General features: G+C 70.0%; 14 protein-coding genes. 7 read left to right on the plus strand and 7 right to left on the minus strand.

The window, feature by feature from the left end; all coding sequences use genetic code 11:
- Positions 1-60 precede the first annotated feature (60 nt).
- Both QK444_RS14335 and QK444_RS14340 read left to right on the plus strand, forming a co-directional pair.
- Positions 61-1,368: a nicotinate phosphoribosyltransferase gene (locus tag QK444_RS14335; protein WP_282780552.1), complete on the plus strand. Its 1,308-nt coding sequence runs from the start codon at positions 61-63 to the stop codon at positions 1,366-1,368.
- 264 nt (positions 1,369-1,632) lie between these two features.
- On the plus strand, positions 1,633-2,199 hold the full coding sequence (locus tag QK444_RS14340) for a nicotinamidase (protein WP_282780554.1): 567 nt from the start codon (positions 1,633-1,635) through the stop codon (positions 2,197-2,199).
- Positions 2,200-2,359: 160 nt separating this feature from the next.
- Here the strand turns inward: QK444_RS14340 and QK444_RS14345 are convergent, their stop codons facing one another.
- Complete coding sequence (locus QK444_RS14345) at positions 2,360-3,220, minus strand: metallophosphoesterase (protein ID WP_282780556.1); 861 nt, start codon at positions 3,218-3,220, stop codon at positions 2,360-2,362.
- A 125-nt stretch (positions 3,221-3,345) separates the two neighbouring features.
- Here QK444_RS14345 and QK444_RS14350 point away from each other — a divergent pair, with 125 nt between their 5' ends.
- Positions 3,346-5,403 (plus strand): ATP-dependent DNA helicase, encoded by a 2,058-nt coding sequence (locus tag QK444_RS14350; RefSeq protein WP_282780558.1) that lies wholly within the window; start codon positions 3,346-3,348, stop codon positions 5,401-5,403.
- Between the two features lie 165 nt (positions 5,404-5,568).
- Here the strand turns inward: QK444_RS14350 and QK444_RS14355 are convergent, their stop codons facing one another.
- The 3 genes from QK444_RS14355 to glgP form a co-directional block, all read right to left on the minus strand.
- Complete coding sequence (locus tag QK444_RS14355; protein ID WP_282780560.1) at positions 5,569-6,117, minus strand: DoxX family protein; 549 nt, start codon at positions 6,115-6,117, stop codon at positions 5,569-5,571.
- A gap of 166 nt (positions 6,118-6,283) precedes the next feature.
- Entirely contained in the window at positions 6,284-7,648 is a 1,365-nt protein-coding gene (locus tag QK444_RS14360) for an NCS2 family permease (protein ID WP_282780562.1), read from the minus strand.
- Between the two features lie 128 nt (positions 7,649-7,776).
- A complete protein-coding gene (gene glgP / locus QK444_RS14365) occupies positions 7,777-10,350 on the minus strand; it encodes an alpha-glucan family phosphorylase (protein WP_282780564.1) in 2,574 nt (857 codons plus the stop codon).
- 112 nt (positions 10,351-10,462) lie between these two features.
- Here glgP and QK444_RS14370 point away from each other — a divergent pair, with 112 nt between their 5' ends.
- The gene (locus QK444_RS14370) at positions 10,463-11,113 is read left to right on the plus strand and encodes a PaaI family thioesterase (RefSeq protein ID WP_282780565.1); all 651 of its coding nucleotides are present in this window, start codon (positions 10,463-10,465) and stop codon (positions 11,111-11,113) included.
- A gap of 158 nt (positions 11,114-11,271) precedes the next feature.
- A complete protein-coding gene (locus QK444_RS14375; protein ID WP_282780567.1) occupies positions 11,272-13,275 on the plus strand; it encodes an alpha-1,4-glucan--maltose-1-phosphate maltosyltransferase in 2,004 nt (667 codons plus the stop codon).
- Between the two features lie 24 nt (positions 13,276-13,299).
- Here the strand turns inward: QK444_RS14375 and QK444_RS14380 are convergent, their stop codons facing one another.
- A complete protein-coding gene (locus tag QK444_RS14380) occupies positions 13,300-14,166 on the minus strand; it encodes a class II glutamine amidotransferase (protein WP_282780569.1) in 867 nt (288 codons plus the stop codon).
- A gap of 216 nt (positions 14,167-14,382) precedes the next feature.
- Here QK444_RS14380 and glgB point away from each other — a divergent pair, with 216 nt between their 5' ends.
- Together glgB and QK444_RS14390 are read left to right on the plus strand one after the other, a co-directional pair.
- The gene (gene glgB, locus QK444_RS14385) at positions 14,383-16,536 is read left to right on the plus strand and encodes a 1,4-alpha-glucan branching protein GlgB (protein ID WP_282780570.1); all 2,154 of its coding nucleotides are present in this window, start codon (positions 14,383-14,385) and stop codon (positions 16,534-16,536) included.
- Positions 16,537-16,684: 148 nt separating this feature from the next.
- Positions 16,685-16,906 (plus strand): hypothetical protein, encoded by a 222-nt coding sequence (locus QK444_RS14390; RefSeq protein ID WP_282780571.1) that lies wholly within the window; start codon positions 16,685-16,687, stop codon positions 16,904-16,906.
- Positions 16,907-16,981: 75 nt separating this feature from the next.
- On the opposite strand, the gene QK444_RS14395 is transcribed toward QK444_RS14390, so the two are convergent.
- Positions 16,982-17,833 carry a tetratricopeptide repeat protein gene (locus QK444_RS14395; protein WP_282780575.1) on the minus strand — a complete coding sequence of 284 codons (852 nt, stop codon included), beginning with the start codon at positions 17,831-17,833 and terminating at the stop codon, positions 16,982-16,984.
- 58 nt (positions 17,834-17,891) lie between these two features.
- A partial coding sequence (locus QK444_RS14400) for a DUF3817 domain-containing protein (RefSeq protein WP_282780573.1) occupies positions 17,892-18,137 on the minus strand: 246 nt, incomplete at its 5' end.

Consider the following 18,137-nt stretch of genomic DNA (forward strand, 5'->3'; position numbering starts at 1 on the left):
CCGCGAACCAACCCAGCGTACGAGTTCGGGTATACGGCGTGCAGCAGAATGGGGCGTGTGATGCCTGACCGTGATTCCAGCACCGCGTTGTTGACCGACCAGTATGAGTTGACCATGCTGGCGGCGGCCTTGGCCGACGGGTCGGCACACCGGCGCTGCACCTTCGAGGTATTCGCCCGGCGCTTGCCGCACGGGCGGCGCTACGGCGTGGTCGCGGGTACCGGGCGACTGCTCGACGCGCTGCGCGACTTCCGTTTCGGTGCGGCGGAACTCGCGGTGGTCGAGCGGTTCTTGGACGCGGACACCGTGGCGTGGCTGCGCGACTACCGCTTCGGCGGCGATATCGACGGCTACCCCGAGGGCGAACTGTTCTTCCCCGGCTCCCCCATTCTCACGGTGCGCGGCAGTTTCGCCGAATGCGTCCTGCTGGAAACGCTCATCCTGTCGATCTACAACCACGACAGCGCCATCGCCGCGGCCGCCGCCCGCATGGTGAGCGCCGCCGGGGGCCGCACCCTGATCGAGATGGGCTCGCGACGCACCCACGAACTCGCCGCGCCCGCCAGCGCCCGCGCCGCCTACCTGGCCGGATTCGACGCCACCTCGAATCTGGAGGCCGCCCGCGCCTTCGGGGTGCCCAGCGCGGGCACCAGCGCGCACGCCTTCACGCTGCTGCACAGCGGGGTGGACGGCGCGCACGAGGCGGCGGCCTTCCGCAGCCAGGTGGACGCGCTCGGCGTCGGCACCACCCTGCTGGTGGACACCTTCGACATCACCCGCGGCGTGGCCACCGCCATCGAGGTGGCCGGACCCGAATTGGGCGGCGTGCGTATCGATTCCGGCGATCTGGGCGTGCTGGCCCGGCAGGTGCGCGAGCAGCTGGACGCGCTCGGCGCGACCCGCACCAAGATCGTGGTGTCCGGGGACCTGGACGAATACGCCATCGCGGCACTGCGCGCCGAACCCGTCGACGCCTACGGCGTGGGCACCTCCCTGGTCACCGGCTCCGGCGCGCCCACCGCGGGCATGGTCTACAAGCTGGTGGAGGTCGAGGGGGTGCCGGTGGCGAAACGCAGCTCGCACAAGGAATCCCGGGGCGGCGCCAAGCGGGCGGTGCGGCTGTCCCGGCGCACCGGAACCATGGTGGAGGAGATCGTCTACCCGGCTGCCGGAGAACGCCCGGCCCCCAACGGTTTCGAGGTACGCGATCTCCAGACGCCGCTGGTGCGCGGCGGCGAGGTGGTCGCCGATCCGCCCACCCTGCCCGAGAGCCGGGACCGGCTGGCCCGCGCGCTGGTCAGCCTGCCGTGGGAGGGTCTGAAACTGTCCGTCGGCGATCCGGCGATTCCGACGACCTTCGTCCGCTGAACGGGCGTCGCCACGACCAGGCGGCGACCACCGCCATGCCGACGGCGGCGCCGACGACCGCGATGAACGGGTCCACCGCGTCGCCACCTCCGCTCCACGCCTTGACCACGGTCGCGATACCGGCGAAGGCGATCAGCACCAGACCCGCGTATACGAACCTCATCGAATCCTCCTGCGGACACTTCCGCATGGACCCCTGTCGGTCCGAGCGGCAGAATGCAATACGCAGGCAGCACCGCCGCAGTTCAACCGGGAGGTCGCCCCATGAGCCGAGCCCTGATCGTCGTCGATGTGCAGAACGATTTCTGCGAGGGCGGATCGCTGGCCGTCACGGGCGGGGCGGCGGTGGCGGACCGGATCACCGAGTACCTCGGCGTCTCCGACTACGCCGCCGTCGTGGCCACCCGCGACTTCCACATCGATCCCGGACCGCATTTCTCCGACACGCCCGACTACCTGGACACCTGGCCGCCGCACTGCCGCGCGGATACGCCGGGTGCGCACTTCCACCCCAACCTCGACACCAGCCGCATCGAGCAGGTGTTCTCCAAGGGCGCGTACAGCGCGGCCTACTCCGGTTTCGAGGGCAGCGCCGAGGACGGCACCGCACTCGCGGACTGGCTGCGCGACCACGGCATCGACACCGTGGACGTGTGCGGTATCGCCACCGACCACTGCGTCCGCGCGACCGCCCTGGACGCCCGCGCCGCCGGGTTCGACACGCGGGTGCTGCTGGGCCTCACCGCCGCGGTTTCCCCGGCGACCGCCGACACCGCGCTGGAACAGCTGCGCGCCGCGGGAGTGGAACTGGCGGGCACGCTGGAGAGCTGAGCCGCCGGAGCCGGACGCGCACCGGACCTGGCGAGCGACGTCGGCGGATACGGCCGCGGCAGCTCATCTCGGGGCCGGTGAACTCAGCCGTTCGAGCGCCAGCGCCTCGCATCACCACGGCGTCAGCGGGCTCGCCACACTCGAGTCCGCGGCAGGCTCGTCAGCTCGCCGCGCGGGACGTCTCCTCGCCATCGCGGGCGTGCGGCAGCGGCAGCACGTACCAGGAGTCGTCGCGGTGGTAGTCCGGGCGCGGGGAGGCATCCGGGTCGGCCGCCAAGCCCTCGACGCGGGTCCACTCGTCGCCGCCGAGGGCGATCCGGTCGGTGTAGCGGTAGTGGAAATGGCCGTGGAACAGGACCGCGGGGCGCAGGGTTTCGACCGCGCGCTGGATGCGGTCCTGGTTCGGTAGGCAGTCCGGGTGTTTCTTGCGGTCGAAATCCGGCGCGGCGGCGCGGGGCTTGTCGTGAGTGAACAGCACGTCCACCGGTGAGCTGTCGGCGTCGAGCAGGGCGTCGAGTTCGGCGTCGGTCATCTGCTCCTCCGGGAACCACAGCGTCCCGGCGGTCTCGCGGACACGGCGGGAACCGCGGGCGCGCCGCCGTTCGCCGGAGGCGGCGCGCTGCGCCTCCCACTGCAGGCGGCGCTGCTTGTCCACCGAGTACGCCCCGCCGAAGGCGGCGAAGCGGGTGTCCGCCCACGTCCATCGGTGTCCGCGCGGGGCGTAGCGCAGATTGCTGCGGCACCGCAGAAAGCCCTCGTCGTCGAGCTTCTCCCCGTACAGCTCGTGCACCAGCGAACTCTTGTCGTGATTGCCGTCCAGGAAGTACACGGTCAGCTCCGCGCGCCGCGCGGCCTTGTTCACCACGTCGAAGTACCGCCGCCCCGAGGGCACGTGTTCCCAGGCCCCGAAGTCGCCGAGCGCGAAGACCCGATCGCATCCGCGCGCCGTCGCCTCCCGCAGGAGCGCCAGCGCGTGTTCGGTGTTGCCGTGCAGGTCGCCGATGATGAGCACCTTCCCCATTCGCATATCCTCCCAGCGCCGCCCGATTCGGTCACTCGCGTTTCGCACCGACACGCCCGCGCCGCCGACCGATCGGTCTCGCACGGACCGTCGGCTTGTCGGCCGGAGTCGCTACGCTGACGGCCGTGCCCGAACTCCCACCCGTGCCGAAACTGTTGTCCACCGCCGTCGAGGCTCTGGGTGGGAAGGAACGCACCGGGCAGCAGACCATGGCGGCGGCGGTCGCGCACGCCATCGACACCGGGGAGCATCTGGCCGTGCAGGCCGGGACGGGCACCGGCAAGTCACTGGCCTATCTGGTGCCGAGTCTGCGCCACGCGGTGCGCACCGGGCGCACGGTGGTGGTCTCCACCGCCACCATCGCGCTGCAGCGGCAGCTGGTGGATCGCGATCTGCCGCGGCTGTCGGAGGCGCTGGCCAAGCCGCTGGGCCGGGTGCCGCAGTACGCGATTCTCAAGGGCCGCAACAACTATCTGTGCCTCAACAAAATCAACAGCGCCATTCCGGACGAGCCCGCCGAGGCCGAGCTGTTCGACGCCTTCGCCATCTCCCGGCTGGGCCGCGAGGTGCAGCGGCTCAACGACTGGGCCTCCGACACCGAGACCGGCGACCGCGACGAACTCGCCCCCGGGGTGAGCGACCGCGCCTGGCGGCAGGTCAGCGTCTCCTCCCGCGAATGTCTGGGCAAATCCCGCTGCCCGTTCGGCGTGGACTGCTTCGCGGAGAAGGCCCGCGCCGAATCCGGACAGGCCGATGTGGTGGTCACCAATCACGCGCTGCTGGCCATCGACGCCATCAGCGGCATCCAGGTGCTGCCCGAACACGATGTGGTGATCGTGGACGAGGCGCACGAACTGGTGGACCGGGTCACCGGGGTGGCCACCGCGGAGCTGTCCACCGCCGCCATCAGCGCCGCCGCCAAGCGCTGCGCCAAACTGATCGACGAGCGGGAGGTCGATCGGCTGGAGAGCGCCGCCGAGGCGTGGCACGCCTTCCTGGACGAGCTGCCCGCGGGTCGCTGGGACACCCTGCCCGAGGGCGCGGCCCCGGCGCTGGCGCTGGTGCGCGACGCCGCCTGGAATGCCCGCACCGCGCTCAATCCACAGGGTTCCGGTGCGCCGCAGGGAGATCCGGAGACGGCCGCCACCCGCAATCAGGCCCTCGCCGCGGTGGAGGAGGCGCACGACGCCGCGGTGCGGGTGTTGGAGACGTTCGAGGAGTCCGATCCGGCCGCGCACCGCGATGTGGTCTGGCTGGCCGTGGACGAGATGCGCGGGGTCGCGCGCCGCACCCTGCACATGGCCCCGCTGTCGGTGGGCGGACTGCTGCGCAGCCGCCTGTTCGGCACCGCCACCGTGGTGCTGGCCTCGGCCACCCTCCAGGTGGGCGGTTCCTTCGACAATCTCGCCGTCACCTGGGGGCTGCCGCCGCAGTCCCCCGGACGGGTGGACGCCGCGCTCGCCAACGGGGCGCAGGCCCCCGCCGATGCGGAGCAGGTGCGCTGGAACTCCCTGGACGTGGGCTCCCCGTTCGATCATGCCAAGGCCGGAATCCTCTATGTGGCAAAGCATCTCCCGGCCCCGGGTCGCGACGGTCTACCGCCCGCCTACCTGGACGAGATCGAACGTCTGGTGACCGCCGCGGGCGGGCGGACCCTGGGCCTGTTCTCCTCCATGCGGGCGGCCAAGGCGGCCACCGAGATCCTGCGCGAGCGGCTCGACACCCCCGTGCTGTGCCAGGGTGACGACGCCACCGGCGCGCTGGTGCGCAAGTTCGCCGAGGTTCCGGAAACCTCGCTGTTCGGCACGCTGTCGCTGTGGCAGGGCGTGGACGTTCCCGGTCCGTCGCTGAGTCTGGTGATCCTGGACCGCATTCCGTTCCCGCGTCCGGACGACCCGCTGCTGGTGGCCCGGCAGCGCGCGGTGGAATCGCGGGGCGGCAATGGATTTCTCTCGGTGGCGGCCAATCACGCGGCGCTGTTGCTGGCGCAGGGCACCGGCCGCCTGTTGCGCAGTGTCGACGATCGCGGGGTTATCGCGATTCTCGATTCCCGTTTGGCCACCGCACGTTACGGCGGATATCTGCGTGCGTCATTGCCGCCGTATTGGGAGACTTCCGATCCCGAGGTGGTTGCCCAGGCTTTGCGACGCCTGACCGGATCACCCGCCGCCGCCTCGAAATAAACCTATCGACGAAAAGCGCCGGTGTGAAACCACTCACATCGGCACCGTTATACTTCCGGACAGAAGTAAATTGGCATGCGGTACTCCGATGACCCCCAATTCCCACATCGAAGTATCCGTGGTCCCCGCGCCAAGCCCTGCACGCGGCGCGGGGACACACAATCCTCAGAGAACCGCCTTCAGAATCAGCGTGAGCACGCCCGCCACAATGGCCAGCACCACCGCGGCGACACCCCACACCACACCCTGCCGGGCCCACGGCCGACCGTGGTCGAGCGAGAACCGGCCCGGACCGGTGAAGGCGAGCGCCGCGGCCGCGAGGGCGAACAGCGCGCCCATCTCCCACATCGCGAAGCCGTCGGACCAGGTGGCGTTGAGGATATTGACGGTGGTGCCGAGCACGATGGCGGCGGCCAGCGGCGTGAGCAGCCCCAGCAGCAAGAGCAGGCCGCCGACGAGTTCACTCAGCCCGGCGAGGGTGCCGAAGAACGCACCGGGGTTGTATCCCATCTGGTCGAAGCCGGCATTGGTGGCCTCGAGGCCGTAGCCGTTGAACCAGCCGAACAGCTTCTGACTGCCGTGCACGGCGAACAGGCCGCCGAAACCGACGCGGGCGATCAGCAGGCCGATATCGGTGGCGGTGGCGTCCACGCCCTCCCGGGCCGCCAGGAGGGAGCGGGTCGAACTGGTACCACCGGTGGTGGGTGCGGTCATCGTCTTTTCCTCATCTGTCGACGTCGGTTCGTTACTTCGGCAAAGCATCCGGACCGTGGTCCGCTTCGCATTCAGTGGTAGCCAACCTACGGGACCGGGAGCCTATTCCGGAACCTTCGAAATAGGATGTAATCCCCGTTACATCGACGCGGCGACGCGAATAACGCTATTCGGCGAGGAAGAAGAAGTACGCCAGGAACACCAGCAGCAGCGCCCACATGACCGGATGCACCTCACGCGCGCGGCCTTTCGCCACCATGATCAGCGGGTAGAACAGCAGCCCCATGGCGATGCCATTCGCGATGGAGAAGGTCAGCGGCATCATGACGACGGTGATGAAGGCCGGGACCGCGTATTCCAGCTTGTCCCATTCGATTTCCCCGAGCGCCCGGGACATGAGCACGCCGACCACGATGAGCGCGGGCGCGGTCACCGCCGGAACGCCCGCCACCACGGCGAACAGCGGGAAGAAGAACATGGCGATCAGGAACCAGAACGCCGTGGCGACGGCCGTGAGCCCGGTGCGGCCGCCCGCCGAAACACCCGCGGTGGACTCCACGTAGGCGGTGGTGGTGGAGGTGCCGATGATCGCGCCCGCCGCGGTGCCGATGGAGTCGGCGGCCAGCGCCCGCCCGGCACGCTCGAGCTTGCCGTCCTTGGTGAGCATGCCCGCCTGGTGGGCGACGCCGATCAGGGTGCCCGAGGAGTCGAAGAAGTCGACGAACAGCATCGTCAGCACGACGATGATCATCTTCTCGTTGGTGAAGACGTTCGGCAGATTGACGATGGCCTGACCGAAGGTCTCGTTCAGTCCGTGCGGCAGGTCGACCACCGCACTCGGCAGCTCCACCAGACCCGAGACCATGCCGACGACGGCGGTGACCAGAATGCCGTAGAGTACCGCGCCCTTCCAGCGCAGCACCATGAAGACGACCGTCAGCAGCAGCCCGAGCAGCGCCAGCAGCGTGGTGCCCTGATGGAAGTCGCCCAGATGCACCAGGGTGGCCTCGCTCGCGACCACGATGCCCGCGTTCTTGAAGCCGAGGAAGGCCACGAACAGGCCGATACCCGCGCCCACGGCCAGCTTCATCTGCATGGGGATGGCGTCGATGATCTTCTCGCGCACCTTGGTGACCGCGAGGACGAAGAAGATGATGCCGGACAGCAGCGTGCCCGACAGCGCCTCCTCCCACGGGATGCCCATACTCAGCACGACCGTGTACGCGAAGAACGCGTTGAGCCCCATGCCCGGGGCCAGTGCGACCGGATAACGCGCCCACAGGCCCATCACCAGGGTGCCGACCACGGCGGCCACGGCGGTGGCCGTGAAGACCGCCTGCATGGGCATGCCCTGATCGCCCAGCGGACCGCCGTCGCCGAGCACCGTCGGATTGACCGCGAGGACATAGGACATCGCCAGGAAGGTGACGGTGCCCGCCATGAATTCACGCTTCATGGTCGAGCCGTGGCGGCTGACGCCGAGATACTCGTCGATGCGCCCCTTGGCGCGCGACAGGACGTCGGTGGTCATCGGTGTTCTGCTCCAGTCGGCCGGATGGTGCGGGAGTGCCCCGCAGGCACGTTAGCCGCTCGCATACCGGACGACCGCATCCGACCCGGCGAATAGTGGGCAAATTATCAGGCCGGGTGGCGCGCCAGCTACGGGCTCGGCGTGGCGACCACCCCGAGCTCGGACGACGTGGCGAGCAGCGGATGCTCCGGCAGCACCCGAATGGTGTAGCCGACCGCGCCGGACAGCGGGACCGGGGTCCGCACCTCGAACAACTCGGTGCCCGATTCGGACCCGACGTGGTCCATCGGCACGGTCACGACATCGGACAGCTCGTCGGTGGTCGAGACCCGGCCCAGCACCGCCTGCACCGTGACGTCCACCGGAGCGAGGCCGCCGAGGTCGATGCGGGCGCGCAGCGCCAGGTTCGCGCCGATGACCGGGGTGTCGGGCAGGCCGGAGCTGTCCACCTGGACGACCTTCACCCCGGGCCAAGCGGTCTCGACGCGGCGGCGGTATTCGGCCAGCGCGCGGGCGCCGCCGAAATCGTCGCGCGCGACCGCGGCACCGGCCGCGGCGGCGGGACGGTAGTAGTCCACCGCGTAGTCGCGCACCATGCGGGAGGCCAGCACCTTCGGGCCCAGCGTCTGCAGGGTGTGACGCACCATCTCCATCCAGCGCACCGGCATGCCGTCGCGATCGCGATCGTAGAAGCGCGGCAGCACCGATCGTTCCAGCAGTTCGTACAGGGCGGCGGCCTCGAGGTCGTCGCGGCGATGCTCGTCGCGGACGCCGTCGGCGGTGGGGATGGCCCAACCGTTCTCGCCGTCGTACATCTCGTCCCACCAGCCGTCCCGGATGGAGAGGTTCAGCCCGCCGTTGAGCGCGGACTTCATGCCCGAGGTGCCGCACGCCTCCAGCGGGCGCAGCGGATTGTTCAGCCACACATCGCATCCCCAGTACAGGTAGCGGGCCATGGACATGTCGTAGTCGGGCAGGAAGACGATGCGGTGGCGCACCGCCGGATCGTCGGCGAAGCGCACGATCTGCTGGATGAGCGCCTTGCCGCCGTCGTCGGCCGGATGCGATTTGCCCGCCACCACCAGCTGCACCGGACGGTCCGGATCCAGCAGCAGGGCGCGCAACCGGTCCGGATCGCGCAGCATCAGGGTGAGTCGCTTGTAGGTGGGCACCCGGCGGGCGAAACCGACGGTGAGCACATCCGGATCGAAAACCTCGTCCACCCAACCGAGTTCGGCCGGTGCCGCCCCGCGTTCCAGCCAGGACGCCCGCAGTCGGCGGCGCACCTCGGCCACCAGGATCCCGCGCAGCGCGGTGCGGGTAGACCACAGTTCGCCGAGATCGACGTCGCTGAGCCGCTCCCAGCCGCGCGCCTCCTCCACCAGCTCGTCACCGATGAGTTCGCGGGCCTTGTCGATCCATTCGCGGGCGGCCCAGGTCGGGGCGTGCACACCGTTGGTGACCGAGCCGATGGGCACCTCGGCGGTGTCGAAGCCCGGCCACAGCGGGTTGAACATGCCGCGGCTGACCTCGCCGTGCAGGCGTGAGACGCCATTGGCGCGCTGGGCGAGTCGCAGCCCGAGATGGGCCATATTGAACACCGACGGATCGTGCTCGCGCCCCAGGGCCAGAATGCGGTCCACCGAAACCCCGGGCAGCAGCACCGATTCCCGCTCACCATGGGAGCCGCCGAAGTAGCGGCGCACCAGTCCGGCCGCGAACCGGTCGATCCCGGCGGGCACCGGGGTGTGCGTGGTGAAGACGGTCCCGGCCCGCACCGCGGCCAGCGCGGAGTCGAAATCCATTCCGGTGGCCATGAATTCGCGAATGCGCTCGACGCCCAGGAATCCGGCGTGGCCCTCGTTCATGTGGAAGACGTCCGGATCGGGCAGGTCGTGCGCCCGAGTGTAGGCGCGCACCGCGCGCACGCCGCCCACGCCCGCCAGCATCTCCTGTTTGATGCGGTGGTCCTGATCGCCGCCGTACAGCCGGTCGGTGACCGCGCGCAGTTCCGCGTCGTTGTCGGCGATATCGGAGTCCAGCAGCAGCAACGGGATTCGCCCCACCTGCGCGATCCAGACCCGGGCCCGCAGCACCCGGCCCTCCGGCATGGGGACGTGCAGCAGCACGGGCGCGCCGCCCTCGGCGAGCAGGCGCAGCGGCAGGCCCTGCGGGTCCAGGGCCGGGTAGTGCTCGGTCTGCCAGCCGTCGGCGGACAGCGACTGGCGAAAGTAGCCGGAGCGGTACAGCAGGCCCACCCCGATGAGCGGCAGCCCCAGGTCCGAGGCGGCCTTGAGGTGGTCACCGGCCAGAATGCCGAGGCCGCCGGAGTAGTTGGGCAGCACCTCGGTGACACCGAACTCCATGGAGAAGTACGCGATGCCGCGCGGTCGGTCGTGTTCGGGTTGCCGCTGGAACCAGCGCGGCCGGGTCAGATAGTCACGCAGATCGGCCGCCCCCGCGTCCACCCGGCGCACGTAGTCGGCATCGGCGGCGAACTCGTCGAGTCGCGCCGCGGGCACCTCGCCCAGCATCCGCACCGGATCGCGGCCCACCTCCACCCACAGCTCCGGGTCGAGCGCGGCGAACAGATCCTGCGTCGGCGCGTGCCAGGACCACCGCAGGTTGGTCGCCAGCTCGGTCAGCGCGGACAGCCGCTCGGGCAGATGGGCGCGAACGGTGAATCGACGCAGTGCCTTCACCCGCTCGACCCTACCGGGTGGCCGCGCGGCGGCGGGCGGGCGACGGCACGGCTCACACCGCGCGATCGGCCCTCGGCACGAGCTTCTCGCGAGCAACCGATAACGTGTTCTCATGACTGAGCAGCAGGTCGAGTCGGTTCCGACCGCCGAGCACCACGAAGGCGGGTTCCGGCCGATGGCGGAACTCGCGCGGGACAACTCCGCGGGTGGACCGCACTACGGGGAACTGATCGAGCAGGTCCGCGAGCTCATGGACAAGGTGCGACTGTGCGCGCCGAGCGATGACGTGGCCCTCGATGCCATCGCCATGCTGAAGCAGCTCAACGACCGGCTCGACGAGGCCGTCGTGGACGAGTGGTCGGCCCCGACCTGGCGGCGACACGATCTGCCCTCGCGCGGCAATATCACCCTGCCCCCGTTCTGGATCGACCGCGCCGCGCGCGACGGGGTGGACGCCCGGCTCACCTTCCGCACCTTCCATCTGGGCGGCAATGCGGCCGCGCACGGCGGGCACATCGCGCTCGCCTTCGACGACCTGCTCGGCATGACCGCCGCCGTGCACACCAAGCAGGTCACCCGCACCGCCTCCCTCACCATCGACTACCGCTCCATCACCCCGCTCGACACCGAGCTGCGGGTGCACGGCCGGGTGGAGCGCGTGGAGGGCCGCAAGGTGTACGTCCGGGCCACCATGTCCGATGGCGACCGGCTGTGCGCCGAGGCCAACGGCCTGTTCATCGTGCTGAAGCCCGGACAGGCGTAGCGCCCCCGCATCCGGACGTCGGCCGGAAACCGCGCCGCCGCCCGTACGGCCGACCGCGATCCGTTGTCGGTCGGCCCGCGTGATCGGATGGTGCGCCCGCCATGGCACGGACGGTGCCCGTCGCGACCGTCCGGGTCCGCGAAAGGTAAGTTCGGGGCGTGACCGGCCGCATCGCCATCGATGACACCGCCCCTGCAATTCCCGGCGGCCGACCGGCGAAAGCCGTGGTCGGCGAGGTATTTCCGGTGCGGGCGGTGGTCTGGCGCGAGGGGCACGCCGCGGTGGCGGCGACACTGGCGGTGCGCGCGCCCGGCTCCTCGCGGCCCCGGCGGATCCGCATGACGCCGGACTACCAGCCCGACGTGTTCAACGGCGTGTTCACGCCGACCGCACCCGGCCGGTGGACCTTCCGCATCGAGGGCTGGAGCGATCCCGTCGCCACCTGGCGCGCGGCGGTGGAGGCCAAACTCGCGGTCGGGCAGAGCGCGGCCGATCTGGCCAACGACCTGGAGATCGGTGCGCGACTGCTGGAGCGCGCAGCCCAGGCGGTGCCGAAGAAGCAGTGGGAGACGCTGCGGGCCGCGGCCGCCGCCCTGCGCAGCGACGTACAGCTGCCCGCGCGGGTGGCCCCGGCCTTCAGCACCGAGGTGGGCGAGATCCTGCGCGCCACTCCGCTGCGCGACATGGTGACGCGCGGCCCCCAGCACACCGTGCTGGTGGAACGGCAGCGGGCGCTGTACGGAGCCTGGTACGAATTCTTCCCGCGTTCCACGGGCGGCTGGGACGCCGAGGGCAGGCCGGTGCACGGCACCTTCGCCACCGCCGCCAAGGAGCTGCCCCGCATCGCGGCCATGGGCTTCGATGTGGTGTACCTGCCGCCCATCCACCCCATCGGGAAGGTGAATCGCAAGGGCCGCAACAACTCTCTCACCGCCGAGCCCGGCGATGTGGGGTCGCCGTGGGCCATCGGCTCCGACGAGGGCGGGCACGACGCCATTCACCCGGCCCTGGGCACCGAGTCCGACTTCGCCGGCTTCATCGGTGCGGCAACGGAATTGGGTATGGAGGTGGCGCTTGATCTGGCGTTGCAGTGCGCCCCGGACCATCCGTGGGTGGCGGCGCATCCGGAGTGGTTCACCACCCTGCCCGACGGCACCATCGCCTTCGCCGAGAATCCGCCGAAGAAGTACCAGGACATCTACCCGGTCGATTTCGACAATGATCCGGACGGGCTGTACGCCGAAGTACTGCGGGTGGTGAAGCACTGGATCGGCCTGGGGGTGCGAATCTTCCGGGTCGACAATCCGCACACCAAACCGGCCGACTTCTGGGAGTGGCTGATCGGCCAGGTGCGTCGCGAACACCCGGACGTGATCTTCCTGTCCGAGGCGTTCACCCGCCCGGCCCGCCTCTACGGCCTGGCCCGGCGCGGATTCAGCCAGTCCTACACCTATTTCACCTGGCGCACCACCAAACAGGATTTCATCGAGTTCGGAAAAGAGCTGGCCACCAAGGCCGATGAGGCGCGGCCCAACCTGTTCGTGAATACGCCCGACATCCTGCACGAGAGCCTCCAGCACGGCGGGCCCGGCATGTTCGCCATTCGCGCGGTGCTGGCCGCCACCCTCGCACCCAGCTGGGGCGTGTACTCCGGATTCGAGCTGTTCGAGCATCAGGCCGTGCACGCGGGCAGCGAGGAGTACCTCGACTCGGAGAAGTACGAGCTGCGCCCGCGCCGCTTCGCCGAGGCGGCCGCGCGCGGAGAATCGTTGGAGCCGTGGATAACCCGGCTCAACGAGATCCGCCGCGCCCATCCGGCGCTACAGCAGCTGCGCTGCATCCACTTCCACCACACCGACAACGGCGCGCTGCTGGCCTACTCCAAATTCGACCCCACCACCGGGGACGCGGTGCTGATCGTGGTGAACCTCAACCCCTTCGGGGCCGAGCAGGGCATGGTATCGCTGGATCTGCCCGCCATCGGCCGCGAATGGCACGACCGGCCGGTGGTGTACGACGAGGTGAGCGGCGAGGAATACCACTGGGGCCAGACCAATTACGTGCGGTTGGATCCCGCCCGCGCGGTAGCGCACATCCTGAACCTGCCCCCGGTGCCGATCCAGGCCCGCCAGGAACTGGCGTACCGGCACAGCTTCCACTGAGCACCGCACCCGACCGCGCGGCGTTCAGGCTCCGGTCTGGGAAGCGGCGGCGGCCGGTTCCAGCTGTGCCAGCGACAGCGCATGCCGGGGCGGGCGGTTCAGCACCCGAGTGGAGCGCACCCGCAGCCGCTCGTCGACGTGCAGCAGCTCGCCCGGCCGCAGCAGCCGCCAGCCCGGATCCTCGTCCATGCGCTCACTGGCCACCACCACGGCCGGATGCCGCGCGAGATGCCCGCTCCGCGCCCGGATTCCGGTGCGGCCGGCATGGTCGAGATGCCGGTCGCCACCCGCTCCGCCCGCCGCCCGCTCCAGCACGTACAGCTCGTGGGTGGCCGGGTAGCGCAGCGCCCACAGCTCGGTCGCGGTGGTCAGCACCAGGTTGAGCGCGTACACCGGCAGCCGATCCGCGATCCAGGCGACGGCGTCGGCGATGCCCGCGGTGACATCGCCGTCGTACTTGTCGATGCGCTTGGTGATCAGGGCGAAGAACCGTTCGGAATCGGTATCCCCCTGCACCAGTTCGCGATACGCGCCGAGTTCGGCATCCAGCTCGGACAGCCCGTGCAGCACCCCGTTGTGCGCGAACAGTCGCTTGAACTGCTGGAACGGATGGGTGTTTCGCGGTTCCACGGCCCCGGTGGAGGCGTAGCGCACATGGGCGACGAAGGTGGCCGACGCCCGCTCCCGCGCCTCCCTGCCGAACCGGGCGTCCTCGTACGCGGCCAGCGGCTGCTTCTCGACCAGCGGGGTGCCATCGGCGGCGAAGGTGCCCAGGCCCACCCCGTCCGGCTCCCGCCGACTCTGCCGCGCCAGGCTGTCCGGCGCGTCCAGCAGCCAGAAGGTGGCCTTCACCCGCTGCGGCGCGGCCGACAATCCGAACAATCGACACATCAGCGCTCCTACCCGAGCGTGGTTCGAGCGTTCCGTATCCACCCTCGATCGTAAACGCCGCCGGTTGCACACCGGCGAACCCGCCCCCGCTCGGCGCTGCGGGTGCGGTGTCCGGTTGCCTCGGCGCGCCGGTTCGACCCCGCCGCGCCGAGTGCCGCGCAGTAAGTTGGCAGATGTGTGCGCCACCCGTGAGCCCGTTCGCCCGGAATGCCTCGCATGAATCGTCGTGACCTCATGCTGTTGGCGGCGGGCACCCACCCGGACCCGCATACGGTGCTGGGCGCGCATCCGCACCCCGGTGGCACGGTGATCCGGGCGATCCGCCCGCACGCCGACACCGTGGCGGCCCGCATCGGCGACGCCGACCATCCACTAGAGCACCTCGAGCACGGGGTGTTCGAGGGCGTGGTCCCGTTCCCGGAGCTGTGGGACTACCGCCTGGTCACCTCGTATCCGGGCGGGCGCACCACCGTGGACGCCGACGGCTACCGCTTCCTGCCCACCCTCGGGGAGCTGGATCTGCACCTGATCGGCGAGGGACGGCACCAGCGGCTGTGGGAGGCGCTGGGCGCGCATCCGCGCCGCTACACCACGCTGGACGGCGAGGTGACCGGCACCTCGTTCGCGGTCTGGGCCCCGCATGCCCGCGGGGTGGCGGTCATCGGCGACTTCGACGGGTGGAGCGGGCACACCGCGCCCATGCGGCGGCTCGGCGGCTCCGGGGTCTGGGAGCTGTTCGTGCCGGGGCTGGGTCCGGGCGACAAGTACAAGTACCGCGTGCACGGCGCCGACGGCCGGGTCGTCGACCACGCCGATCCGCTGGCCTTCGCCACCGAGCCACCGCCCGCCACCGCCTCGGTGATCACCGCGAGCACCTTCGAGTGGGGTGACGACCGGTGGCTGTGCGCCCGCGCCCGGCTCGATCCCACCCGCGCGCCGATCAGCGTCTACGAGGTGCACCTCGGCTCCTGGCGGCCCGGCCTCGGCTATCGGGCGCTCGCCGAGCAGCTGGCCGAATACGTTGCCGCCCAAGGTTTCACCCATGTGGAGCTGCTGCCGGTGGCCGAACACCCCTTCGGCGGCTCCTGGGGCTACCAGGTCACCTCCTACTACGCCCCCACCGCGCGCTTCGGCTCCCCCGACGACTTCCGCTGGTTCGTGGATCACCTGCACCGCAAGGGCATCGGCGTCATCCTGGACTGGGTGCCCGCGCACTTCCCGCGCGACGAATGGGCACTGGCCCGCTTCGACGGCACCGCCCTGTACGAACACCCCGACCCGCGTCGCGGTGAGCAACTCGACTGGGGCACTTATGTTTTCGACTTCGGTCGCAACGAGGTGCGCAATTTCCTGGTCGCCAACGCCCGCTACTGGATCGAGGAATTCCACATCGACGGTCTGCGGGTGGACGCCGTCGCCTCCATGCTGTACCTGGACTATTCGCGCCCCGAGGGCGGCTGGGAGCCCAATGCGCACGGCGGCCGCGAGAATCTGGAGGCCGTCGCCTTCCTGCAGGAGATGAACGCCACCGTCCACGGCCACCATCCGGGCGTACTCACCGTCGCCGAGGAGTCCACCACCTGGCCCGGCGTCACCCGCTCCACCGAGGTCGGCGGGCTGGGCTTCACCATGAAATGGAATATGGGCTGGATGCACGACACGCTCGGCTATCTCGGCCACGATCCGGTGCACCGCACCTGGCACCACAACGAGATCACCTTCTCGCTCACCTATGCCTGGAGCGAGAACTACGTGCTGCCCATCAGCCACGACGAGGTCGTGCACGGCAAGGGCACCCTGTGGACGCGCATGCCCGGCGACGATTTCGCCAGAGCGAGCGGCGTACGCGCCCTGCTGGCGTACATGTGGTCGCATCCGGGTAAGCAGTTGCTGTTCATGGGGCAGGAATTCGGTCAGTTCCGGGAGTGGGACCACGACCGCGGCCTGGACTGGTACGAACTCGACAACCCGCTGCACCGGGGCATCCACACCCTGGTGCGCGACCTCAACGAGCTCTACACCGGGCATCGCGCGCTGTGGAGCCAGGACACCTCACCCGGCGGGTACTCCTGGATCGACGCCGACGACCGCGACCGCAATGTGCTGTCGTTCCTGCGCTACGGCAGCGACGGCGCCATCATCGCGTGCGTGTACAACTTCTCCGGCGCCGAGCACCCGGACTATCGCGTGGGATTACCGTGCGGCGGGCGCTGGCGGGAGATTCTCAATACCGATGCCACGGCCTACGGCGGCAGCGGGATCGGCAATCTGGGCGGTGTGACGGCCGATGGCGAGCCTCGCCACGGCCGTCCGGTGTCGGCCGCGGTCACGCTGGCCCCCAACAGCGCGCTGTGGCTCACCCCGGAGTGAGTGTCCCGCCTACCGCTCACCGCCCCCCGGAAATGGGGGCACGGATATTCGGGTCTGCCGAGATCGGTTGGCATGTAGTGGATTTGACCGTGCGGCGTCGCAACCGAAGCGTAATTATCTCAGATCCACCGAAGAGGAACAGATCTCCATGAAGAAGCTGGGTACCGCCATGTTCATCGCCGCCGCCGCGGCCGGATTCCTGGGCGCGGGCGCCGGTATGGCCGCCGCCGACGTCCCGGTCACCGTCGCGCCGGTCGTCGCCCCCGGCGAGCCCGACCCGAGCGGCACCGGCTCGTCCTCGGCCCTGGTCGACGTGATCAAGTCGCTCAGCACCATGAGCGCCGGCACGGGCACCACGCCGGACGCCTGATGAAACGCACCGGTTCCCCACTTCGCGTTGAAGCCGGGGAACCGGTGCTGGTCGATGTGGCCGCTACCGACCGGGTCAGTAGAGCGCGGCGGCCAACTTGCGCCGGGCCGCCACCACGATGGGCTCGGCCGGATCGAACAGTTCGAACAGTTCCAGCAGATGGGTGCGGACGCGGGTGCGATCATCGCCCGCGGTGCGCCTCACCAACGCGATGAGGCGTTCGAAGGCCTGCTCCGGCTGCTGGTTGAACATTTCCAGATCGGCGGCGGCCAGGGCCGCGTCGAGATCCGCCGGATCGGCGTCGGCCTTGGCGACCGAACTCGGGTCCAACTCCTGGACCCGGGCCACGAACTGCACCTGGCGCAGCGCGGCCTTGGCCTCGGCATTGCCGGGCTCGGCATTGAGGATGGCCTGGTACGCGGCCTCGGCGGTGGCGAAATCCCCACGCTCCAAGGCTTCTTCGGCGGCTACGAAGCGCGGGTCCTCCGGCGCTTCCGGCTCCCCCTCGCCGCCCGCACCGACGCCGGGCAGTTTGCCGCGCACCGCGTCCACGACGGCGGCGAGCCACTGCCGCACCTGCTCCTCCGGCTGGTTGCCGGTGAAGTCGGCGAGCGGCTGCCCCGCGGCCACCGCGACCACCGTCGGGATGCCCTGCACCCCGAAGGCCTGCGCGATGCGCATATTGGCCTCGGCCTCGATGCTGGCCAGCTCCCAGTCGGTGGTTTCGGCGGCCAGCTTCTCCAGCAGTTTCACCAGTTCGATGCTGCCGGGGCTGCGCTGGGAGTACAGCGCCACCACCACCGGCACCTGGGTGGAGCGGCGCAGCACCTTGGTTTCGAAGTCAGCCTCGGTGACGGCATGCCCCTGGGGAGCGTCCCCGCTCACCGCGGGCTGCTTCAATGCGGACAGATCCACCGCACCGGACATAGCGGCGGCGACGGCGGCTGAAGGTCGTCGTGCAGGTCGAGTCACGACATCCAGTCTGTCACGAACGCGTCGCGGCCGGGGCGGCGCCTGCCGCCCCGGCGCCGGCGCTCAGCTCACCCAACTGCCCGGTGCGGACGGCCCAGCGCTCGAACCAGACGGTGGCGAACGGCGGAATGCTCGCGACCAGCGCCAACAGCGTGGTCCGGCGGCTCCACTCCAGTTCCCGCGCCGCCAGCAGGGCGATGAGCACGTAGAAGATGAACACGCCGCCGTGGATCGGACCGAAGATCTTCACCCCGACCAC

The organism is Nocardia sp. CC201C (assembly GCF_030010695.1).
GTDB lineage: Bacteria > Actinomycetota > Actinomycetes > Mycobacteriales > Mycobacteriaceae > Nocardia > Nocardia otitidiscaviarum.